Source organism: Pseudodesulfovibrio sp. 7M6 (assembly GCF_050058625.1).
Taxonomy (GTDB): domain Bacteria; phylum Desulfobacterota; class Desulfovibrionia; order Desulfovibrionales; family Desulfovibrionaceae; genus Pseudodesulfovibrio; species Pseudodesulfovibrio salinus.
This window is the reverse complement of record NZ_CP188816.1, coordinates 3,623,291-3,644,087: the sequence shown is the minus strand read 5'-3', so window position 1 is coordinate 3,644,087 and position 20,797 is coordinate 3,623,291. Positions and strand designations below refer to the sequence as shown.

Genomic DNA, 20,797 nt, shown 5'->3' with positions numbered 1-20,797 from the left:
TGGAGTATGTCTACTGCCCGGGCGGCCCCGCCATGGAAGAAGAGGCAGTGGACCAGTCTTTCGTAGAGCAGAGCCCTGTAGCGCAAAGCACTGCCTCACAGCCGCAGTCTTCCCCTGTTCATTCGCCCAGGCCTGCCGCTTCGCCGCAGTCCGGTGCGGGCCAGCCTGTTCAACAGCGCCCTGTGCAGCCGCCGAAGCAGGCAGCTCGACCTACGTACGAACGAAAGGCACCTGTCAGGAAACAGACTCCCGAACGGCCCGTTGGGGCCAGGCCGAATAGACCTTCCGGGTTTCCTGAGCCTTGGTCCACCTATTTCGATTTGGTCTCCCCACAGCATCTGATGGTCTGGACCTACATGGAGCTTGGACTCGACCTTGGCGGCCAGAAGGACGACCAGCGTCGCGCCGTGGTCGGCAACCTCATTCGTCTGCTACAGCTGCCGCCCAAGCCTGTTGCCTTCTGGCCGGTGTCCGTACTGCGTGATGGGGAGCTTGTTCCTGACCGGGAAATGTTCTGGCGGGGATGGCAGCGCTGGAAGACCGCTCACATCGTTTGCTTTGGTCAGGAAGCCGCGCGGATCATCTTGCCGGATGCCGACTCGAATCTTTCCGTTCACATGCTGAGCGAGGTCATGGTCCACGTTCTTCCTTCCATGGAACAGTTGGTCCAAATGTCGCCGCAGGAGATTTCAGCAGCCGTAAAAATGCTCGCAGCCATACGTTTTTGATCTTGATTTTTTCCTTTTCGGTCGCTGCATTCAGACTTGCTCGTATTTCGCTCATATTTTGGTTTTCCCGCATTTTGGGTCTCGGCTTAAGGCGCCAGTCCTTTTTTATGGAAAATTGAGCCACGCCCTGAAATTTGAAGATGCTATGCAGATTGCTGTAATAACATGATATTTCTTGGATGGTAGGGTGGTATACCTGACTCATGCCATTGTAGCTCCTTTTAAGGGGCGTTTCACGGCTTGCCCAAACGAGGCCGGGTAACGTATGTGGGGGCTGCAATAACGGAGAGGTCAAATCTCTCCACTGGAATAACCGTCGTGTTTAGCGCGGCAGTGAACAAGGACAGCGAAGACTTATGAAGATACTTGTCACCGGTGCGGCCGGTTTTATCGGCTTTCATCTTTCCCGTCGTCTTGTCGGGGAAGGACATGAGGTCGTTGGCCTCGACAATCTGAACGACTACTATGATGTGAACCTCAAGAAGAAGCGGCTCGCCATTTTGGCAGAGAGCCCTTTGTTTCGCCATGTGAACATTTCCCTTGAGGACAACCAGCCCATGGCTGACCTCTTTGAGAAAGAGCAGTTCACTCATGTGATGAATCTCGCGGCTCAGGCCGGGGTCCGTTACTCCATTGAGAATCCTCGTTCCTATGTCGATTCGAACGTAGTCGGTTTTTTGAATATTCTTGAGGGCTGCCGCCACAACAAGGTGGAGCATCTCGTCTATGCTTCTTCCAGCTCCGTGTACGGCATGAACACCCACATGCCGCTCAATCCGCATGAAGCGGTTGATCATCCTATGAGCCTCTATGCCGCGACCAAGAAGGCAAATGAGATGATGGCTCACTCGTACAGCAATCTCTACGGGCTGCCCACGACCGGCCTTCGTTTCTTTACGGTCTACGGACCCTGGGGCCGTCCTGACATGGCGCTCTTCTTGTTCACCAAGAACATTCTTGAGGGTAAGCCGATCAACGTCTTCAACCACGGCAAGATGCGCCGCGACTTTACCTATATCGACGACATCGTCGAGGGCGTTGTTCGTGTGATAAACAACACGGCTACTCCCAATCCTGATTGGGATGGCAATCACCCCGACCCGTGCACTAGCCCGGTTCCCTACCGTATATACAACATCGGCAACAACTCTGTAGTAGAGCTTTCCCGTTACATCGAAGTCATCGAGGAAGTCGTGGGCAAGAAGGCCATTTGCAACTACATGGATATGCAGCCCGGTGACGTTCCTGCCACCGAAGCCGATGTCAGTGACCTGGTTGCAGATGTAGGGTTCAAGCCTGATACCACCATTGAATATGGAATTGAAAAGTTCATCGAGTGGTACAGAGAGTATTACGGCATCTAAAATTTGATCATTTTTTGATCGATTTGGGCGAGCACATCCAGTGTTCGCCCTTTTTTTGTGCTTTGTTTCTCTTTTGACGTTGCCTTATTTTTCGTTTCCGCTTACCACCTGATGAAGGGTGTTTTGAGTGTTTCACGTGAAACATTCGCCTGATCACCATGAGTGTTTCACGTGAAACACGTGAGCGGATCAAGAACAAGCAAGTGAGGAATCCGTGGCGAGAAGAATCGTTGTGGCGAATCAGAAGGGTGGGGTAGGCAAAACAACTACTGCCGTGAACCTGGCTGCTTCGCTGGCCGTGATGGAAAAACGCGTGCTTTTGGTGGACTGCGACCCTCAGGGAAATGCCTCAAGCGGACTCGGATTTTACCCCAGTGACAAGCGCGATAATATCTATTCTGCGCTATTCGACCCCAAAAACATTCATAAGGCCATCTACGAAACAGATGTGCCGTATCTCTCCATTCTGCCGGGTACGCAGGATCTGGTAGGGGCCGAGATCGAACTGGTGGATAAGATGGGGCGGGAATATTACCTGCGGGATCTGGTCGTCACGGCGGATGACGACTTTGATTACATCATTATAGACTGCCCGCCGTCGCTAGGGCTGCTTACGGTCAATGCACTCTGTGCCGCAACTGAACTTTTGGTGCCGCTTCAGTGCGAGTATTACGCATTGGAAGGCATAGCGCAGCTGCTCATGACCTACGAGCTGGTAAGAAAACGGCTGAATAGCGGTTTGGACATTCTCGGAGTAGTACTGACTATGTACGACTCCCGTAATCGGCTTTCCTGGCAGGTCAAGAACGAGGTGCGCAAGGCGTTCCCTCAGCACCTGTTCGAAACGGTCATTCCGCGAAATGTGCGGCTGTCCGAGGCTCCCAGCTTTGGCAAGCCCGTGATCAACTATGATATCAAATCGAGGGGGGCAGAGGCCTACCTCGCCCTGGCGCAGGAAGTGTCGAAGAGTACGACTGCCAGGGGGTAGAAGGGTATTTTCAACAAAAGATCACGAGTGCTCGACCCGGTCGAACACCGTGATCGTAGAATGGCTAGTACCGACCTTCCTTGCGCCGGATCTTTTCATCCTGGAAGGGAGTGCATTCAGTGGTAATGGTGTCCTTGAAGTGCTTTTTGACTACCTTGGCACGGCAGTTTTGACACTGGAAGGATACCAGCCCGGCTAAGTTGGCGGCGGTGAGCCGGAATTTTCTGGGATCATCAGCCGCCCAGTCTTCGGTGGAGTTGCCGCACTCGTCGCAGGCGACATCGGTATCCACTGGATAATCGAAGTCCCAGTACTCCTGCAGCGACTCCCAGTCGCGGGTGGGTTCGGGCTTCTCGGGCGGAGCAGCCTGTTCCGCCACGCCGAGTTTGGCCAGCACGTCATCGCGGACTGCGGCCCAGGCTTCGGCGGAGAGCAGTGCACCAATGGGATTGCCGTCTTTGTCGAAAAGTTCATGAATATGGTCGGCCATGATGTCTCCGGTCGGTTGTATGTTTGGTGGGCGTTATAGGCGTAAAAGCACCTTGGGGCAAGGTTGATTTGCCGCAAGCAAAAGGAGAGGATATATGTCATCGGCCAACAAAGGCCTTGGGCGTGGGTTGGATGCGCTTCTGGGCGGTGTGCGTGAGGATGAAAAGAAAACGTCGGAAGCGGCCGAGGTTCGTTTGATACCTGTTTCCGCCATCACGCCGAATCCGCATCAGCCTAGGCGGGAGTTCTCGCCCGAAGCGCTGGAGGATTTGTCCGCATCCATCAAGGTGCGTGGCGTGTTGCAGCCGGTACTTATCCGGTCTCTGGGCGATGATAGATATGAACTGGTTGCCGGAGAGCGCCGCCTGCGCGCTTCCAAGCTGGCAGGCCTGACCGAGATCCCGGCGCTCATCCGGGAGATGACGGATCAGGAAAGTCTGGCCATTGCACTGATAGAAAACCTGCAACGCGAGGACTTGAACGCGGTTGAGGAAGCTCTGGGATACCAGCAGTTGCAGCAGCAGTTCGGCCTGAGCCAGGAAGAGCTGGCTCGTCAGGTGGGGAAGAGCCGGTCGGCAGTGGCCAACGCGCTGCGTCTGCTTAACCTTCCGGATGCGGTTCAGACGGATATCCAGCAGGGGAACTTGAGTGCCGGGCACGGAAGGGCCATAATGGCTGTTGTCGATGCCGAGGTGCAGCAATCCCTGCATCAGCGCATAGCGGAAAACGGGCTGACGGTTCGGCAGGCTGAGGCCCAGGCCTCATTTTGGAAAGAACATGGCCGCCTTCCCGGTGCAGAGGAAATCGGCCAGCCTGCGCAGGCTGCCGCTCCCAAGCCGGAGCCTGCACCCTCGGATCCTAAGCTGACGGCCCTGCAAGAAACATTGCAGAATGTGCTGAATGTTAAGGTTAAGATTTCAGGGTCGCCCAATAAGGGCAAGATTACTGTTAGTTACAAGAGTGAAGATGACTTGCGGACGCTTGCTGAAATGCTTGGAGCCGAACTCGACTGAGCAAATCGGGCAGAAGAGGTGATCCGGTATCAATCACTATTCAATCAAAAGGTGATGATTGATCGTTGAGCGGATTGAATGACCCTGGTCGTAAGCAGTAAGTGATTGTTTGTAATAATACTGAAAATTATGCTGGTTGGATAAATGTCATATAAAAAATTGCGTATGGCCATCGAGACCCTGTCAGAGAATCGGGTTATGATCATTGGCGACCTGATGCTTGACCATTATCTGATTGGGGACGTCGACAGAATCTCTCCCGAAGCCCCGGTGCCGGTGGTTCGGGTTGCCCGCGAGTCGTCACTCCTGGGCGGAGCGGGCAATGTGGCCAGAAACATCGTAGCTCTTGGTGGGCGTTCGTTGTTGGTCTCTGCGGTTGGTACGGATGAGGACGGGGCCCGTCTCGAAAAACTCTGTACCAATGCAGGCATCAAGACCAAGCTGATTCAGGACCCGGCCCGGCCGACAACCAAGAAAACCCGTATCATCGCAGCCAATCAACAGGTGGTGCGGGTGGACCAGGAACTGGCCGTCCCGTTGCAGGAAGCGGAGCTGGATGCCTTGTTCAGCTATCTCCAGGGGATTATCGGCGACTATCCCGTCATCATCCTTTCGGACTACGGCAAGGGCTTTATCTGCGAGGACTTCATGTGCCGCTTTATGGCCCTTGTGGATGAGTGCGAAAAGAGGCCGCTCATACTTGTAGATCCCAAGACCGTGAACTACGATCTCTACCGCGGCGTCGATCTCCTGACCCCCAATACCAAGGAAGCGGGAGAGGGGGCTGGTCTGCCGGTCAAGAGCCAGGACACCGTGATTCGGGCTGGAAGGGCGCTTTTCGAGCGTCTGGAATGCAAGAACCTGCTGATCACCATGGGTGGCGACGGCATGGCCTTGTTTGAAGGGACAAGCTCAGTCAGCCATATTCCGACCTTTGCGCAGAAAGTGTTCGACGTCACCGGCGCTGGCGATACCGTCATTGCTACTGTTGCCCTCGCTCTGTCCGCTGGTCTCGATCTCCTGACCTCCTGCACCTTGGCCAACTATGCAGCTGGCGTGGTGGTCGGGCAGATAGGCGCGGCCACGGCATCGCCCGAAGATTTGTACATGGCGCTGGAAGAGCTTCCGGAGCCGGAAGTAGAGTCCTGGTAAAACAAGAGAGTACAAGTCGAATAATATTATAAATTGAGTTATTAACCGATAAATTTAATCAACAGCAATGTTCTGCAAAGCATGATGGGGGATGAAGGGCATCATGGTTAAAAAAACAGGAACATATGATACGACTATCGGGAATTTGGGTCCGGCTAAGATAGCGACTCCGCAGCATCTCGTTAAATATCGGAAGGATAGCGAAATATCCACGATGATGATGACCGGAGAGCAGTTGACGGAACTCGGTAGCGAGACCGTGTCCATGCAATTTGAAAAGGCCGGTCCCAGGGATAAGATTTATTTCGACCCCTCCAAGACCAAATGCGCCATCGTCACTTGCGGCGGGCTTTGCCCGGGCATCAACGATGTCATCCGCTCCATCGTCAACGAGGCGCACTACAACTACGGTATTCGTACCGTGCTCGGCATTCGCTATGGGCTGCGAGGGTTTATCCCGAAATATGGATATGATGTGGAAGAATTGACGCCTCGGTCCGTGTCCAACATTCATCACTTTGGCGGCACGGTTCTCGGCTCCTCCCGTGGCCCGCAGGACCCTGGGGAAATTGTCGATTCCCTGGAACGTCTCAACGTCAACATCCTGTTTGTCATCGGCGGTGACGGCTCCATGCGCGCCGCCAAGGCCATCGTGGAGGAAGTGACCCGCAGGGGGCGTAAAATCGCTGTTATCGGCATCCCCAAGACCATCGACAACGATATCAATTTCATCACCCGGTCATTCGGATTTGATACGGCGGTGGAAAAAGCCACCGAGGCGATTCATTGCGCTCATGCCGAAGCGATCGGCATGGATAATGGCGTCGGGCTGGTCAAGCTGATGGGGCGGGAGGCCGGATTTATCGCGGCCCAGGCCACTCTGGCCATGCAGGAGGTCAATTTTCTGCTCGTACCCGAGGAGCCATTGGTTCTGGAAGGCAAAAACGGGTTCCTGAAGGCGCTGGAGAAGCGGCTGCGGATGAGGGGACACGCTCTTATTGTCTGTGCCGAGGGCGCCGGGCAGGAATTGCTGCGCAATGAGGAGCTCAAGGACGCCTCCGGCAACAAGAAGCTAGGTGATATCTGCACCTTCCTCATGGATCGGATCAAGGCCCACTTCAAGGCAAACGACTTTGAAATGTTCATGAAATTTATTGATCCGAGCTACATTATCCGGTCGGTGCCGGCCAATGCGGGCGACAGAGTCTATTGCGGATTTCTTGGGCAAAACGCGGTCCACGCTGCCATGGCGGGGAAAACCGGGATGGTCGTGGCCCAGCTCAAATCAAGCATGGTCCACCTGCCGCTCGATCTGGTCACAGCCAAGCGGCGTACCATGAATGTTGATTCCGACTACTGGCGTGCCGTGCTGGAAGCGACGGGGCAGCAGGCTTATTACGAAGGCGATTAGCCCGAGACAAAAGAGCAAACAAAAAAAGGGAGTCCGATGGGACTCCCTTTTTTCACGCCGAGGCTGAAAACCGTCTATTCATTAACTGCCAGGCGACGGCGAACCTGCTCATTGACCTGTCGGCCTGCGGATTCCTTTTCCGCCTCCATGGCAACGGCCAGCAGTTCGAAGAGCTCATCGTAGGAGAATTCCAGGGAAAGGCTGCCGTTGGAGGCAATGCAACTTTCCTCACGTTCCTCGATGTGATAGGCGCGGCGCTCGCGGGCGTGTCCAATGGCGGAAATGATTCCGTAGGAAAGCTGCCCTTCCTGGTCGCGATACAGTTTTTCCATCGTCAACATGCCACTGTGGTCGTCAAAGTACATCTCTTCGCCAATGAGCTGGCCGGTAACAGAGATGTCCTGACCGAAATCGTTGGGCAAATTTACTTTAAGAAGTGGATCGGTGCCGTTTTGCCCGCCAACAACCTTGTTCGACATGTGCTTCTCCTTATTCCAAAGGAAGTTTGTATTGATCCTGAACCGTGCGCTTTTTTTGTGGCGCAACCGGTTCATTGAGTCCGTTTTCCAGGTATTCCATCAGATCCTTTTCAGGAACACGCCATTGGCTTCCGATCTTGATGGCCCTGATCTCTCCACCAGTAATCAACCGGTACGCGGTGCGCTGATGAACACGCAGCAGCTCCGCTACCTCTTTCACCGTAAGCAGGGTGGGAGGTTTGGTCGATTCCATTTCATTCATGATGTCACATCAGACCTACCATGTTCATTCTTTGACATAGGCTGTCAAAGATTGTCAACAAAGTACAACGTTGTCCCACAAAGTCTAGAAATTCTCTAAAAAGAGGGGCTTGAAAAGCCATTACGGGCGGTTGCTGTCGATTGAGGACGGGTATAGCAGAATCAGGCATGAAATTTAATGGGAAAAACACCCAAATAAAAATTTATTTGTAGATAAGACCTGAAAATTCTAGAGAATTTCACAGGAAATTATTGAGTTTTGAATTGTGTTGATACGTGAAATTGCAATAGAATCAGCTGATTATTAATGGTTTATGAAATAAAAGAAGAAGCGGCAATATTAGTTAAAGTAGATTGTGGAACAGGAAACAGCGGACCACAAAAACAGATTTGATAAGGGAGGATAGAGGGCCTAACGAAAAAAACTGCTCATGCGGAACATTGTAGAACTGGCACTTGGGCCGGAGAATAGTTGAAGGGGGACGGCGTCGGATCAGGAAGCCTGCTTCACCGCTGTAATTATGACATCCTTGCCGAGGAAAAGGGCTTTGCTCAGAAGAGTCTTGGCAATATAGGCGTTGTACTCACGATTTTCAGGTTTCGTCTTGTCGTGATCCTGTGCTTTCTTTTTGTATTTCAGGAGATAGTAATTGGTGCTCAACGAAATGAGAGGCCGAAGCAAAAGAAAGATGTTGTCGCTGGCCTGAAAATACGAGGCGCCGACGGATTCGACTCCATACCCGGTCTTGCGGAGAAAATAGTCCATCTCCGGGTATCCGATCAGATTGATGTGCCCCTCGCCCATGTGAATATTGAGGTTGATAGGGGATTTCATGCCCCGGTAAAATCCTGAAAGCAGGTAGAGAAAGCGGGAGCGGATCTGGAGCCTGTTGGGAAAGGTGAGGATGAGTTTGCCGCCCGGCTTGAGAATGCGGTGGAACTCGCGAAGGGTATGGGGCACCGATTCGACATGTTCAATGACTTCCCGGCAGATGACGACATCAAAGGTGTTGTCCGGGAGATCCAGCGGCAGGTTCAGATCCGCAAAATGTTCCTCGATGTCTTTGAATCCCTGGGGATAATAATTGGAAATGCTGACACGGTGCCCTTGGTCGTGCAACTGGCGCGAGAGTATGGCCGAACCGGCACTGGCCTCGAATATGTGACAGGGCCGCTCCGGGATGGAAGCGCAAATCACGGCATCCTTGCGGACGTCGCGCCTGTGCTTTTTGACGGTCTCTCCACCTATGGTTACATCGATATACTTTTTCATTGGTGCTCCGTGTGGGTCGTCTTTAGCGAGGTTGCGCCATGTTTGCAACCTTTGGGATGGCGGCTTGGGTCTGAATTCTGTTCGGAGGCCGGCTATTCCGGGATTTCATCAGTGAGGACAAAGAGCGGTTCCACGATGTCATCTTCAAGACGGGCAGTCATCTGGCGCAAAATCCGGTAGAAATAGCGACGGTCATTTGTGGTGAGACCTTCGTTGACCACTTGTTGCAGCTCGTCCAGGGCCTTCAGGACAGGCTCCTTGCTTGCGCGTCCGTCATTGGTGAGGGCAATGGGGCGATACCGGCGGTCATTCGGATTGGGCGTGCGCTGAATGAGGCCATCCCTTTCCATGCGGCGCAGCGTGTTGGAAAGCGTGGCCTGTTCAATGTCCAATTGGTGCCCTAAATCCGTCTGAGTCACCATTTCGTTTGCCCAAAGGCATTGGAGCACGGCCAAATATCCAGGATTGACACCATGAAGGGCCAGCCGATTGCGAAGTGACTTGTCGTACAGACGGAAGAGCCGCGACAGCCGGAGGAAAAAGGATTCGTTGAGAAATTCGTCCATAATGGTATGTGGTTGAATTAAAATGTATATAGCAAGCTATGTCAGCTGTCGGGAAACGTGTCAACGAGGAAGAAAATTCATGCGGTGAATAAGCTGGGTTGCGGCTGGGGCAGTGAAAGTTTCGGTGTGGTTGGGAGAGTGCCGACTCTCGCGGTAAAAGTAGGGTGATAATCTGGTGGCGAACAAAGGTTGAGTGCCGCAACAGCTAGAAATAGCGCGGCTTACGTGTGATAATGTCGCGGCTAAGATCAAGGTGCAGGAAGACGGAAAGGAAATATGCCCGATCTGGAAAGGGAGTGAGCCGCAAAATTACCTTTGCCCTGCTGACATGGGGCTATGTCGAATCCTGTTTGCTTGCCCAAATGCCGACCCGAGTGTACCGAAGTAGGTAAAGCGGATAGGGGAGCTGATGCGTACATTGTATCTGGATTGTTCCACGGGAGTGAGTGGCGACATGCTTGTTTCGGCCATGGCTCATGCGCTGGAAGAAGTGGATGGAGCAGGCAATGGCTTCTCTCGTTTGGGAGATGAATTGGAACGTCTCGGCATTGAGGGCTTTGCGCTGCGTTGGGAACAGAAAAAAGTGCGTGGTATAGCAACTTGGCGGATGGAAGTGGAGCAGACCGCGGAGAGGGAACTGCGGACCTACACCGATCTGATAAACGTGGCAAACAGGGCGGAAGAGGATGGCCGGATTGCACAGCGGGCGGTGCATGTGCTGACGCTGCTTGCCCAGGCCGAGGCCAAGGTGCATGGCGTAGCCTTGGAGAGTGTGCATTTTCACGAAATAGGCTCGCTTGATACTGTTGTGGATATACTGGGTGCGATGCTCCTTGCGGAAGCCTTGGATGTCGATAATATTGTTGTCTCCCCTATCGATCTGGGGTCGGGATTCGTTCATTGCGCACACGGCAGTATGTCAGTTCCGGCACCGGCTTGCGCCGAGCTTGCCAAGGAGCTGACCACCTTCGGTTCGGACTGCGGCATGGAGCGTTCCACCCCGACGGGACTGGCCATATTGCGGAGCCTTGCACAAACTTGCGGTTGCCAGCCGCTGGGCAAGGTTCTGGCCATTGGCTATGGCTCCGGAACGCGATCCAGCGACGAACAGCCTTGCTATGTCCGGGCATTTGTCTTGGATAGTGTTGCGGAAGAATGTGACCGGCAGGCTGCCAACCATCATCATAACCATGCCTGATACGATCAAAGTGATCATAGCCCGCTACCGGGAAGACGTATCCTGGGCCACGTCCCTGGGGTATGACTGCGTGGTCTACGACAAAGGCGGGGAATCGCTTCCCGGCGCCGTGCCATTGGAGAATATAGGACGGGAATCGCATACGTATCTCTCGCATATCGTGCGCCACTACGACGCATTGGCTAAGGTCAACGTCTTTGTCCAGGGTAATCCGTTCGATCATCTTGATCGGGATGGAAACGGCTCTCCGTCGATGTTGCAGTTGAAGATTGCGGATGTTGCGGATGGGAGGGTGCCGTTTCGTGGATTCGCCTGGTTCCGACTGGAATGTGACGTCCTTGGCCGACCGCACGATCTGCGGCTTGAGGAGAACAAGGGCCGGTGGACCGGTTGGGGGCGGGATATTCCTGTGGGCGAGGTCTTTACCAAGCTGTTCGGAGTGACGCCGCCTGCCCGGATTGTGGCGCGAGCTCCGGCAGGTCTTTTTGCCGTCACCGGGGAGCGCATCCGTACTCGGCCCAAGGCTTTTTATGAGTATGCGCTGAGTCTGCTGGAGCAGGACCCGGACGATGCCTTCAATACCGGACATGCCATGGAGCGGCTTTGGCAATATGTTTTCAATGGCAATACGGCCTGGAACAGGGAAGTCTATGAATAGACCGCGAGGCACGGAGCCGGCACAGGCCAAGGCCGTGGCCGGACAAATCGTGGAGTAACGGAATGTTGCCGCTCAATCTGCGCATCGCCATATCATCGCTCAAGGCCCACAAGTGGCGGGCCATTCTTGCCATGCTCGGCGTTTTTCTCGGGGCATTGGCCTTTACCGGGGTCCAACACGTTTCAAAGATCATGGTCCGCAAGGCGGAGATAGAGACCGAACAGCTCGGACCCAATCTCTTTGCCGTTCTGGCCGGTCAAGTGCGCTTTCGCCGTTCCGGGGCCATGCGGACCGACGGCAATGTGAAGACCTTTCAGCTTTCCGATGCCGAGGCGCTCATCGGCGGGGTGCCGTCCGTGCTGGAGGGTGCGCCGTTCGTCAGTACCAACATGCAGGTGCGCGGCAACGGAAATGCCGTGACGGCGAAAATCCTGGCTACCTGGCCGCAATATCAGAGCATCAGAAGTTTTCATACGGATATCGGCAGGTTCTTTACGGCCGAAGAGGTCGCGGAAAGGGCCAAAGTGTGCGTGCTGGGCAGAAAGATCGCCGAGCGGCTCTTCGGCCGCGCGGAGAATGCGGTGGGACAGGTCGCGTATCTCTATCGCGCCTCGTTCCGCATCCTCGGCGTGATGGAAGGGAAGGGGCGGGATATTTCCGGCGAGGATCAGGACGAATACCTGTTCATGCCCCTGACCACCTACATGCGCCGGGCGAGCAATCAGGATTGGGTCAGCGGCGTGTTTCTGCGGCTGGACAGCGCTGCCGGGTTGCAACAGGTGGACGACGCCGCGAAATCCATCCTGCGCCGACGCCATTCCATTGGCCCGGGCAAGCTGGACGACTTTGCCACCATGACCCCGAAGGACGCCATGCAGTTGCAGCGGCAGGCCCTGGACCTCATGGCCACCCTGGGCGGCATCTCCTCTGCCATTTCTTTTGCCGTCGGTGGGTTGGGCATCCTTTCCATCATGATCCTGGTGGTTCGTGCCCGGCGTGTGGAGATCGGCGTCCGTCGTGCAGTTGGCGGCCGCAGGCGGGACATTGTGCGCCAATTCCTGTTCGAATCCGCACTAATGGCCGGGGTAGGGGGCGCGTTCGGCGTAGCCGTCACTGTGGTCCTTGTTGTGGTAGGCTGCACTCTGGCCAAGCTGCCGCTTATTCTCGACCCGGTAAGCCTGATCAGCACGCTGGCTGGTTCGTGTCTGCTGGGTGTGGTGGCCGGTGCCTATCCTGCCTGGCAGGCTGCGAACTTCGAAATTCTTGATATTCTCAAAAAATAATCAATAGCCTAATTTTATTATTGTTATATTGATTATTAGCTGGCTATATATCATAAAAATAGCCAGCTATATAAATGCACGAAACTGTGTCTGTAAAACATCATGCGACGTGATAATTTTTACAGGAGTATTGACGAAAAGGTCAGCATGATGTCCCCTTATTGCGGATGCTCTGACCGGGCCAGGCCCGGCAGATGGAAGAGTTCGGGGGGGACATGATGCCGGAAGACGACAGAAAAGCTGAAGCGATGGCCAAGCGCCGTCACATCCTACGAGCCGCCGCCAAATGCTTTGGCGAAAAGGGCGTGCATGACTTCGGTATCGATGAGATAGCCGAGTGCGCCGGAGTGGAAGCCGCCGAGGTCGAGGAAGGTTTTACCTGCAAGTCCTTCCTCGTCTGCGCTGTAGGGGCTGAGTATCTCAACGAATCCATAGACGATTATCTTGCGTCAATGCCGGAATCCTCCATTGATAACAAGATAATGTACATCATTGAGCGGCGGTGTCACCACCTGGGTGAGATTTCGGAAGAGGCCGGGGAGTTCTTCCGCCTCGGTATGCAGGGGGAGCAGCCCTGGTCCGATACCATGGACCAGCTTATCTGGCAGCTCTCCGTCCATTTCGCCACGCTGCTGGAGCACTCGATACGCACAGGGGAAATTACATCCGATGTTGATGTTTCGACCACGGTCAAAGCCCTGGTTTCCATTTATCTGGCCGGAATCGTCACCATCGGCCTGCGTGCGGAAAATTTTGACGCGGACAGGGTGCTGCAGTTCATCGAGCCGCAGGTCCGTTTACTGATTTCCTGCCTTAAGCCCGGAACTGAGATGATCGATTGAAGTCTAATAAAAAACATGAAAAAATCTAGAGAATAGAGAACCCAACTGAGAAAATTGAAGGTTTGGGGACTGAAAAGATCGAAAACAACCGCCGGAGGTGCTTTGTATGCGCCTCCGGCGGTTGTCCGTTATTGGGTTGGATTATTCGGATATCCGACCAGGCGACAGCGGCGGATGAGTTCCTCGGCATCTGCCGGAGGGTGGATCTCGCACCGTAAATACCTTCTGCCGTGGGCTGTGCGCTCAACCATGGAATGGTCCACCAGCCAGCGGCGGAGCAGGGCATGGTCGCCAAAGCCGTGCCGGGCGGAAAGCAACTCGTTTATTAGTGGTTCCGTGCGCGGTGAGCGGGCAGGAAGGTGAAGCCATATGACCCAAAGGGCAAGCAGGCGCACGCTGTGTTTCCTGGACCAGCGCAGCAAAAGGCAGGTCACGGCAAAGCACGTGGTTGCGCGGAATCCCGGCGCAGGCTATCTTTCCTCCTATATCCAAGCAAAGGAGTCCTCAATGCCCGTTCATCCCACCGTCACGCTTCTGGTTTGCGACAGGGAACGTTCCGCCCGATTCTACGAAGAAGCCCTTGGCTTTTCTCTGGCTTGGAACACCCTGCTCGTGGGGCCGTATGGACAGTCCCTGCGCCTGCTCCACGTTCCTGACGGACCGACGGGCGGGTGCGTTGCCGTCACGGTCGAAGTGGCGGATACGGATCGGGCGGCCGAGGCCATTGTTTCGGGCGGAGGGGCCAGGGCCGAAAAGCTGTTGGGCGACACGCCACTCTATGTCGGACCGGACGGGGAGTTGATAATGCTCCGGCAGCGCGGCCTGTCCGAGGCGAACAGGGTTCGGCTGGCGGTTTACGACTTTGACGGGGTCATGACCGACAACCGGGTTATCGTGGATCAGGACGGGCGGGAATCCGTTGCCGCCAACCGGTCGGACGGGCTGGCTGTGGGCATGATCCGCAGCCTGGGCGTGGAGCAGTGCATCCTGAGTACGGAGGTCAATCCCGTGGTGCGGGCCAGGGCGGAAAAGATAGGCCTGCCCTGCACGCATGGGGTGGGCGACAAGGCGTCGGTGCTCATCGCCCTGGCCGCCGAGCGTTTCGTCAGCCTGTCGGACGTGCTCTATGTGGGCAATGACGTCAATGACCGCGATGCCATGGGGTTGGCGGGGTTCAAGGTCGCTCCCGCGGATGCCCATGCCGAGATTCTGGCGCTGGCCGACTACGTGACCGAGGCCGCTGGAGGGCATGGCGTCATTCGTGAACTTTACGACGTGCTGGCGGCCGGACGGCGCCGCTGAATCTTTTCCCCTTTTCCGGGCAGAGTTGCCTTTGCCCTTGAATTAAGCGATATGAGGAAGCAATAAAAAGGGAGATCGACATGTTGGAAGAGCAATGTCTGGAACCTGAAAGCCCGGTACTGAAAATTCTCAGGACTGCGGACGAGGTCAACCAGCTCAAGGATGTGGATGCCATTCTCGACAAGATTCTCTTTGAGTCGAGACGGTTCGCCAATGCGGACGCAGGCTCCATTTTTCTTGTGGAGGGCGAGAACCTGCTCTTCAGCTTTGTCCAGAATGAGACGCTCTTCAAGGGCGAAGGGGCCAATGCGGCCCTGTATCAGAATTTCGCGGTGCCCATCAGCGAAAACTCCATTGTCGGCTATGTGGCCAAGAGCCGTCAGATGTTGATCATAGACGACGCCTACGAGCTGGACCCGACCCTGCCATTCTCCTTCAACAAGTCTTTTGACGAGAAATCCGGCTACCGCACCACCAGTATGCTGACCATTCCGCTCATCGCCCAGGAGAGTCGTCTGGTGGGCGTCATGCAGCTGATAAACGCCCGAACCGAGGAGGGAAGAGTCGTTCCTTTTGACGTGGAGGCGAGAACCTACATTCCCCTGTTTTGCAACAACGCTTCCGTAGCCATTGAACGCGGCATCATGAACCGGGAGCTGATCCTGCGCATGATGAAAATGGCCGAGCTGCGCGACCCGACCGAGACAGGTATGCACGTCCAGCGCGTGGGGGCCTACTGTGCGGAAATTTACGGTACGTGGGCGGCGCGGCGCGGTCATTCGGCCAAGGACATAAAGAGGGTGCGCGATAATCTGCGACTGGCCGCCATGCTTCACGACGTGGGCAAGGTCGGCATCCCGGATGCCATTCTCAAGAAACCCGGCAAGCTGACGGCCGAGGAGTTCGACGTCATCAAGATGCACACCATCTTCGGGGCGCGGCTCTTCACCAACCTGACATCGGAGCTGGACCACATGAGCATGGAGATAGCCCTGTGCCATCACGAGAAGTGGGCCATTCCAGGCTATCCCGGCGTGCCGTACGAAGAGGTCTGGGACGAAGACGTCAAGATGGGCTGCAAGCCGAGGACAGGAGAGGACATTCCGCTCGCGGCCCGCATCTGCGCCGTGGCCGACGTGTATGACGCCCTGTCCTCGCCGCGATCCTATAAGGAGCCTTTTTCGGAAGAGAAGTGTCTCGATATCCTGCAGTGCGATGCCGGAACCCATTTCGATCCTGAGATCGTTGAGATTTTTGTGGAGATATTCGACGTTATCAAGGCGATCCAGGGAAAGTACGCCGAAAACTGGGCGGGCTAGAACGTATGGGAATGGAAATGAAAAAGCTCTACGACCTGGCGGACCCGGCCGACGCGGAATGTGTGCTGCGCGAGGTGGACAAGACCTTGCGGGAATTTTTCCCCGATTACAAACCCTCCCTGTTCCACCGTTCATTCCATGACGTGAAGAAGCTGTTTTCCGGTATGTACCCCGGCTATCAGGCGAGCAATACCAAATACCACGACTTCGAGCATACCTGCTCCGTTGTCCTGGCCGATGTCCGGCTCATTCACGGTGCCATGGCAGCGGGGAATCTCTTTGTGGAGGAGGATGCGGCCAAGGGACTGCTGGCCGCGCTCTACCATGACGTCGGGCTCATCCAGACCTGTGGTGACACCGAGGGGACCGGGGCAAAGTACACAGTGGGCCACGAGGAGCGGTCCATCCAGTTCATGCGGCAGAACCTGGAAGGCAGCCTGCCGGAGGAAGAAATAGAGGACATCGCGGACTGTATTCGCTGCACCATCCTGCGCATGTCACCATCAAAGATCGCCTTCCGTACTGATGATATGCGCCTTATGGGCCACTTTTTGGGCACTGCGGACCTGCTGGCCCAGATTGCGGACCGTTATTACCTGGAAAAGCTGCTGCTGCTCTTCGAGGAATTCAAGGAAGCGCAATTGCCGGGGTACAACAGTGCCTTCGACCTGTTGTCCAAGACCCGGAATTTTTATCAGGATGTGGCCCGGCCCCGGCTGGATAAAGAATTCGGCTCGGTGGACCGGTACATGAAAGCGTATTTCAAGGATCGGTGGAATGTGGACGAGGACCTTTATGTCCAGGCCATACGCCGCAATCTGAACTATCTGGATTCCATTTTGGCCGAGTGCGGCGATGATCTGGAACTGTTTCAAAAGGCATTGCGTCGCCACAGCATGTCCCTGCATCAGCTCCTGTAGTCATGCAATGAAAATATGTTTTTGATTGTTTTGGCTGGCTGAAACGGGTTAAGCTTGAACCATGACGCAACAAATCCCTTCCGGCGAAGCGATTTTCATTGCACGCCAGCCAGTTTTTCACCCCGATTCCACTCTTTGGGGGTACGAGCTGCTGTTCCGTGCGGCCCAGGCGGACAAGACAGCCATGGTTGCCGACGGCGCGCAGGCTACCGCCTCGGTCATCGCGGACGGTTTGGCGCTGGCCACGGAGGGCATTTCTTCAGGCTTACGGATTCTGATCAATTTCCCTGAAAAGCTGCTGATTGAAGACGTTGGATTTGCTCTGCCCAAAGACTCCTGCGTCATCGAGATACTGGAGGACGTCAACCCCTCGGAAGAGGCCCTGGGGGCGGCCCGCAGGCTCAAGGACGCGGGATATATCATTGCCGTGGACGATTTCTTCGGTCAGCCCTCACTGCTGCCGTTTCTGGAACTGGCCGATATCGTCAAAATAGATATCCTGGAGCTTGAATCAGACCCCGGCCGCGTGCGTCAGGCGGTGGACAAGTTGCCTGTACGCAACGGACTGCAACTCCTGGCGGAAAAGGTTGAGGACAACCAGACATTCGAGTTCCTTCGGGATCTCGGCTTTGATCTGTTCCAGGGATTCTTTTTCAGTAGGCCGGAGGTAATACCCGGCAAAAAGCTCTCCGCCAGCGAGATATCGAAGCTTCAGTTGCTCAACGAGCTTTCCAGTGAGAACTTTGAACCGAAGCGGCTGGCTGAAATTCTTCAATCCGATCCCAACCTGAGCTACCGCCTCTTCCGCTACATCAATTCCGTGGGGTTCGGCCTGCGCCAGAAAGTCCAGTCCCTCAAGCGGGCCATCGACATGATGGGGATGCTCCAGGCCAAGCAGTGGCTTCGCACTGCGCTGATGGCCGATCTCAACACCGCGCCTACCGGCGGTGAACTTGCCTTCATGTCGGTCCACAGGGCCAAGTTCCTGGAATCGGTGTGCAGTCTTTCGTCCAAGTCGTATGAATGCGTGCCGGACACTCTTTTTATCACAGGCCTGTTTTCCCTGCTGGACGCCATGCTCGGTGTGGATATGAAGGACGTGCTTCAGAGCCTGCCCCTGGACGATGCAATTGTTCGGGCCCTGCGCGGCGGCAGTGGTATCCACGACCTTCTGGATTTGGCTCAGTGCTATGAGCAAGGAGATTGGGATGCCGTGACCTACCGGTTGGAGAATCTGGGGATTGATCCTGCCGAAGCGGATGATGTCTATGCCAAAACAAGGGTTTGGGCGCAGCATATGATCGCTTCGGGCCGTGATGACGGGGCTGCGGACTGAGGCCGCCCTTTCGATAGAAAACGGTTGCCATCCCGCCCGCCCGAGGACAAACTCGCCCCGCAAGGAGCCAGCATACATGGAAGATAGAGCAAAACGGCCCATCGGAATGTTTGATTCCGGCGTGGGCGGACTTACCGTACTCAAGGCGCTCCGCGAGCGTATGCCCTGCGAGGATGTCGTCTATCTCGGCGATACGGCCCGGTTGCCCTATGGCACCAAGTCGGCCCAGACCGTTGCCCGCTATGCCGTGCAGTGCTCGGCGGAGCTCATCCGTCGCGATATCAAGCTGCTGGTTGTGGCCTGCAATACCGCCTCGGCCGTGGCCATCGGGCCGTTGCGCGAGGCGTATCCCGGTATTCCGGTCATCGGCGTGGTGGAGCCGGGCGCGCAAGCCGCCTGCCGGGCCACGCGCAACAAGGCCATTGCAGTCATCGCCACCGAGTCCACCATAGCCGGAGGAGCCTACCAGCGCGCCATACACGCCATGGAACCCAATGCCAGGGTCATGGGCCACCCGTGTCCGCTTTTTGTCCCTCTGGCCGAAGAAGGGTGGGTCGAAGGCGAAGTACCCGAAGGTGTCGCCCGCCGCTATCTCGACCCCATTTTTCATCCCGCCTCGGGAGAAGAGCACCCCGAAGCCCCGGATACCCTCGTCTTGGGGTGCACCCATTTTCCGTTGCTGGCCCCGGCCATCCGGGCTGTTGTCCCGGCAGCCACCACCATTGTCGATTCCGCCGCGACCACGGCGCGGACGGTGTTTGAGGCCCTGGACAAGCAGGGACTGCGGCGCAGCGGAGGGGACTGCGGGCAGACCCGCTATCTGACCACCGACGATGTGCCGAGATTTGCCAGGACCGGCAGCCGGTTTCTGGGTACGCCGGTCACAGAGGCGCAGGTCGAGTTGGTGGACTTGTAGGGGGGATTCCCGCATTGCGGGAGGGAAAGGCCAGCAGTAGCCTGTTGTTTGGGTGGAGGAGGAAGAGGAGAGCCGGGTTTGAAGCCCTTCGGCTTCAAAAGTCCTCCAATGCCCTGCGCGGGCGGCGGTTCTTTTTTGCTGGGCCAAAAAAGAACGAAAAAAGGCCCTTGCGGGTAACTTGGCCGCCGACGTGTTTTGCCGGAAGCATCCGATCCAAGCGGGACGGCTCCATCCAGTGAAAAGTATAGTTCCGTTTCTCCGCGATCAGACCGAGGCTGCCGCCATCCGTCCGGGTGGCTTACGGGAGCCGCCTTACCCGCTTGGTCGGCTGCTAACCGCCGAAACACAGGGCTGGTCTCGACCTAGTTAGTTGGAAGATGTTTTGGAACCGGAAGTTTTTCTTCAGGACCTTCTTGTGCGGATGTTCGGGTGCCTGCTTGCCGCAGCGGCGCATAGCCAAGCTGCTTCGAAGAAGCCCTGCGGGGACGTGGCTTAGAAGCTGACCAAACGGTCGGAGCGAATTTTTGCGGCCCGGCTGTTTTGGGCTTCCCGCCATGGGACGCGGGAGCGCAGGCCGTTTGGATCAGATTCTTTGCCCGTCACCGGGGCGGTGGACATGGTACCCCAAGAGCGCTTTTTGGTTACTTTTGGGCGCTCTGGTCCAAAAGTAACTCGCACCTTTAGGGTGCGAAACACTCTATAGTGAATCCCGCCGGAGGCGGCTCCACTTTTGCTTCTGCCTTTTGTCTTTTTATTCTGATTTGTCTTTTCTCCAGAAGCAGAGAGCCGGGTTTGAAGCCATTCGGCTTCAAAAGCCCTCCAATGCCCTGCGCGGGCGGCGGTTCTTTTTTGCTGGGCCAAAAAAGAACGAAAAAAGGCCCTTGCGAGTAGCCTTACCGCCTACGTGTTTCGCCGGAAGCATCCGATCCAAGCGTGACGGCTCCATCCAATGAAAAGTATAGTACTGTTTCTTCGCGAACAGACCGAGGCTGCTGCCATCCGTCCTGGTGGCTTACAGGAGCCGCCTTACCCGCTTGGTCGGCTGCTAACCGCCGAAACACAGGGCTGGTATCAGCGAATTAACAGCAACGCATTTCGGGACCGGGCGGTTGTCTTCAGAACCTTCTTTTGCGGATATTCAGACTTCTGCTTGCCGCAGCGGCGCATAGCCAAGCTGCTTCGAAGAAGCCCTGCTGGGACGCGTCTTAGAAGCTGACCAAACGGCCGAAGCGAATCTTCGCGGCCCGGCGGTTTTCTGATCCCCGCCTTGGGACGCGGGAGCGCAGGCCGTTTGGATCA

21 protein-coding genes are annotated in these 20,797 nt (G+C 55.7%); 15 read left to right on the top strand and 6 right to left on the bottom strand.

The genetic code is table 11. The annotated features are described in order from the left end of the window. Positions 1–341 precede the first annotated feature (341 nt). The 3 genes from ACI0FG_RS17020 (at position 342) to ACI0FG_RS17010 (ending at position 3,080) form a co-directional block, all read left to right on the top strand. The gene (locus ACI0FG_RS17020; protein ID WP_419786204.1) at positions 342–728 is read left to right on the top strand and encodes a hypothetical protein; all 387 of its coding nucleotides are present in this window, start codon (positions 342–344) and stop codon (positions 726–728) included. 356 nt (positions 729–1,084) lie between these two features. Then, entirely contained in the window at positions 1,085–2,092 is a 1,008-nt protein-coding gene (locus ACI0FG_RS17015; RefSeq protein WP_419786203.1) for an NAD-dependent epimerase, read from the top strand. 214 nt (positions 2,093–2,306) lie between these two features. After that, positions 2,307–3,080, top strand: a complete 774-nt coding sequence (locus tag ACI0FG_RS17010; protein ID WP_419786202.1) for a ParA family protein — start codon at positions 2,307–2,309, stop codon at positions 3,078–3,080. A 64-nt stretch (positions 3,081–3,144) separates the two neighbouring features. On the opposite strand, the gene ACI0FG_RS17005 is transcribed toward ACI0FG_RS17010, so the two are convergent. After that, a complete protein-coding gene (locus ACI0FG_RS17005; protein ID WP_419786201.1) occupies positions 3,145–3,570 on the bottom strand; it encodes a hypothetical protein in 426 nt (141 codons plus the stop codon). A gap of 94 nt (positions 3,571–3,664) precedes the next feature. Here ACI0FG_RS17005 and ACI0FG_RS17000 point away from each other — a divergent pair, with 94 nt between their 5' ends. The 3 genes from ACI0FG_RS17000 to ACI0FG_RS16990 all read left to right on the top strand — a co-directional run bounded on the left by ACI0FG_RS17000 (position 3,665) and on the right by ACI0FG_RS16990 (position 7,145). Further along, positions 3,665–4,582, top strand: coding sequence for a ParB/RepB/Spo0J family partition protein (locus ACI0FG_RS17000; RefSeq protein WP_419786200.1), 918 nt, complete (start codon positions 3,665–3,667; stop codon positions 4,580–4,582). Positions 4,583–4,726: 144 nt separating this feature from the next. Then, complete coding sequence (rfaE1, locus tag ACI0FG_RS16995; protein ID WP_419786199.1) at positions 4,727–5,734, top strand: D-glycero-beta-D-manno-heptose-7-phosphate kinase; 1,008 nt, start codon at positions 4,727–4,729, stop codon at positions 5,732–5,734. A 91-nt stretch (positions 5,735–5,825) separates the two neighbouring features. Further along, complete coding sequence (locus ACI0FG_RS16990) at positions 5,826–7,145, top strand: ATP-dependent 6-phosphofructokinase (protein ID WP_419786198.1); 1,320 nt, start codon at positions 5,826–5,828, stop codon at positions 7,143–7,145. Between the two features lie 74 nt (positions 7,146–7,219). On the opposite strand, the gene ACI0FG_RS16985 is transcribed toward ACI0FG_RS16990, so the two are convergent. From ACI0FG_RS16985 to ACI0FG_RS16970, 4 genes are all read right to left on the bottom strand, one after another. Then, positions 7,220–7,624, bottom strand: a complete 405-nt coding sequence (locus tag ACI0FG_RS16985; protein WP_419786197.1) for a hypothetical protein — start codon at positions 7,622–7,624, stop codon at positions 7,220–7,222. Positions 7,625–7,634: 10 nt separating this feature from the next. Beyond that, positions 7,635–7,886 (bottom strand): helix-turn-helix domain-containing protein, encoded by a 252-nt coding sequence (locus ACI0FG_RS16980; RefSeq protein WP_419786196.1) that lies wholly within the window; start codon positions 7,884–7,886, stop codon positions 7,635–7,637. A gap of 492 nt (positions 7,887–8,378) precedes the next feature. After that, positions 8,379–9,158 carry a class I SAM-dependent methyltransferase gene (locus ACI0FG_RS16975; protein WP_419786195.1) on the bottom strand — a complete coding sequence of 260 codons (780 nt, stop codon included), beginning with the start codon at positions 9,156–9,158 and terminating at the stop codon, positions 8,379–8,381. A gap of 92 nt (positions 9,159–9,250) precedes the next feature. Continuing rightward, positions 9,251–9,724 carry a MarR family winged helix-turn-helix transcriptional regulator gene (locus tag ACI0FG_RS16970; protein WP_419786194.1) on the bottom strand — a complete coding sequence of 158 codons (474 nt, stop codon included), beginning with the start codon at positions 9,722–9,724 and terminating at the stop codon, positions 9,251–9,253. Between the two features lie 409 nt (positions 9,725–10,133). On the opposite strand from ACI0FG_RS16970, the gene ACI0FG_RS16965 reads away from it, so the two are divergent. From ACI0FG_RS16965 to ACI0FG_RS16950, 4 genes are all read left to right on the top strand, one after another. Further along, a complete protein-coding gene (locus ACI0FG_RS16965) occupies positions 10,134–10,922 on the top strand; it encodes a LarC family nickel insertion protein (RefSeq protein WP_419786193.1) in 789 nt (262 codons plus the stop codon). Then, the gene (locus ACI0FG_RS16960) at positions 10,915–11,580 is read left to right on the top strand and encodes a DUF3431 domain-containing protein (RefSeq protein ID WP_419786192.1); all 666 of its coding nucleotides are present in this window, start codon (positions 10,915–10,917) and stop codon (positions 11,578–11,580) included. Before ACI0FG_RS16965 ends, ACI0FG_RS16960 begins: the two co-directional genes overlap by 8 nt. Before the next feature lie 62 nt (positions 11,581–11,642). Continuing rightward, entirely contained in the window at positions 11,643–12,863 is a 1,221-nt protein-coding gene (locus ACI0FG_RS16955; RefSeq protein ID WP_419786191.1) for an ABC transporter permease, read from the top strand. A gap of 215 nt (positions 12,864–13,078) precedes the next feature. Next, complete coding sequence (locus ACI0FG_RS16950) at positions 13,079–13,705, top strand: TetR/AcrR family transcriptional regulator (protein WP_419786190.1); 627 nt, start codon at positions 13,079–13,081, stop codon at positions 13,703–13,705. Positions 13,706–13,833: 128 nt separating this feature from the next. On the opposite strand, the gene ACI0FG_RS16945 is transcribed toward ACI0FG_RS16950, so the two are convergent. After that, positions 13,834–14,139 (bottom strand): DUF2087 domain-containing protein, encoded by a 306-nt coding sequence (locus ACI0FG_RS16945; RefSeq protein WP_419786189.1) that lies wholly within the window; start codon positions 14,137–14,139, stop codon positions 13,834–13,836. A gap of 73 nt (positions 14,140–14,212) precedes the next feature. Here ACI0FG_RS16945 and ACI0FG_RS16940 point away from each other — a divergent pair, with 73 nt between their 5' ends. The 5 genes from ACI0FG_RS16940 (at position 14,213) to murI (ending at position 19,498) form a co-directional block, all read left to right on the top strand. Then, positions 14,213–15,007 (top strand): HAD hydrolase family protein, encoded by a 795-nt coding sequence (locus ACI0FG_RS16940; protein ID WP_419786188.1) that lies wholly within the window; start codon positions 14,213–14,215, stop codon positions 15,005–15,007. An 80-nt stretch (positions 15,008–15,087) separates the two neighbouring features. Further along, positions 15,088–16,326 (top strand): HD domain-containing phosphohydrolase, encoded by a 1,239-nt coding sequence (locus ACI0FG_RS16935; protein ID WP_419786187.1) that lies wholly within the window; start codon positions 15,088–15,090, stop codon positions 16,324–16,326. A gap of 17 nt (positions 16,327–16,343) precedes the next feature. Then, positions 16,344–17,246 (top strand): hypothetical protein, encoded by a 903-nt coding sequence (locus ACI0FG_RS16930; protein ID WP_419786186.1) that lies wholly within the window; start codon positions 16,344–16,346, stop codon positions 17,244–17,246. Between the two features lie 61 nt (positions 17,247–17,307). After that, positions 17,308–18,582: an EAL and HDOD domain-containing protein gene (locus tag ACI0FG_RS16925; RefSeq protein ID WP_419786185.1), complete on the top strand. Its 1,275-nt coding sequence runs from the start codon at positions 17,308–17,310 to the stop codon at positions 18,580–18,582. Positions 18,583–18,658: 76 nt separating this feature from the next. Further along, on the top strand, positions 18,659–19,498 hold the full coding sequence (gene murI, locus ACI0FG_RS16920) for a glutamate racemase (protein WP_419786184.1): 840 nt from the start codon (positions 18,659–18,661) through the stop codon (positions 19,496–19,498). The last annotated feature ends 1,299 nt before the right edge of the window (positions 19,499–20,797 follow it).

Coding starts and splice junctions, on each gene's coding strand:
- ACI0FG_RS17020 (WP_419786204.1), top strand. CDS start 342: ATGGTCTGGACCTACATGGAGCTTGGACTCGACCTTGGCGGCCAGAAG.
- ACI0FG_RS17015 (WP_419786203.1), top strand. CDS start 1,085: ATGAAGATACTTGTCACCGGTGCGGCCGGTTTTATCGGCTTTCATCTT.
- ACI0FG_RS17005 (WP_419786201.1), bottom strand. CDS start 3,570: ATGGCCGACCATATTCATGAACTTTTCGACAAAGACGGCAATCCCATT.
- ACI0FG_RS17000 (WP_419786200.1), top strand. CDS start 3,665: ATGTCATCGGCCAACAAAGGCCTTGGGCGTGGGTTGGATGCGCTTCTG.
- rfaE1 (WP_419786199.1), top strand. CDS start 4,727: ATGTCATATAAAAAATTGCGTATGGCCATCGAGACCCTGTCAGAGAAT.
- ACI0FG_RS16990 (WP_419786198.1), top strand. CDS start 5,826: ATGAAGGGCATCATGGTTAAAAAAACAGGAACATATGATACGACTATC.
- ACI0FG_RS16985 (WP_419786197.1), bottom strand. CDS start 7,624: ATGTCGAACAAGGTTGTTGGCGGGCAAAACGGCACCGATCCACTTCTT.
- ACI0FG_RS16980 (WP_419786196.1), bottom strand. CDS start 7,886: ATGAATGAAATGGAATCGACCAAACCTCCCACCCTGCTTACGGTGAAA.
- ACI0FG_RS16975 (WP_419786195.1), bottom strand. CDS start 9,158: ATGAAAAAGTATATCGATGTAACCATAGGTGGAGAGACCGTCAAAAAG.
- ACI0FG_RS16970 (WP_419786194.1), bottom strand. CDS start 9,724: ATGGACGAATTTCTCAACGAATCCTTTTTCCTCCGGCTGTCGCGGCTC.
- ACI0FG_RS16965 (WP_419786193.1), top strand. CDS start 10,134: ATGCGTACATTGTATCTGGATTGTTCCACGGGAGTGAGTGGCGACATG.
- ACI0FG_RS16960 (WP_419786192.1), top strand. CDS start 10,915: ATGCCTGATACGATCAAAGTGATCATAGCCCGCTACCGGGAAGACGTA.
- ACI0FG_RS16955 (WP_419786191.1), top strand. CDS start 11,643: ATGTTGCCGCTCAATCTGCGCATCGCCATATCATCGCTCAAGGCCCAC.
- ACI0FG_RS16950 (WP_419786190.1), top strand. CDS start 13,079: ATGATGCCGGAAGACGACAGAAAAGCTGAAGCGATGGCCAAGCGCCGT.
- ACI0FG_RS16940 (WP_419786188.1), top strand. CDS start 14,213: ATGCCCGTTCATCCCACCGTCACGCTTCTGGTTTGCGACAGGGAACGT.
- ACI0FG_RS16935 (WP_419786187.1), top strand. CDS start 15,088: ATGTTGGAAGAGCAATGTCTGGAACCTGAAAGCCCGGTACTGAAAATT.
- ACI0FG_RS16930 (WP_419786186.1), top strand. CDS start 16,344: ATGAAAAAGCTCTACGACCTGGCGGACCCGGCCGACGCGGAATGTGTG.
- ACI0FG_RS16925 (WP_419786185.1), top strand. CDS start 17,308: ATGACGCAACAAATCCCTTCCGGCGAAGCGATTTTCATTGCACGCCAG.
- murI (WP_419786184.1), top strand. CDS start 18,659: ATGGAAGATAGAGCAAAACGGCCCATCGGAATGTTTGATTCCGGCGTG.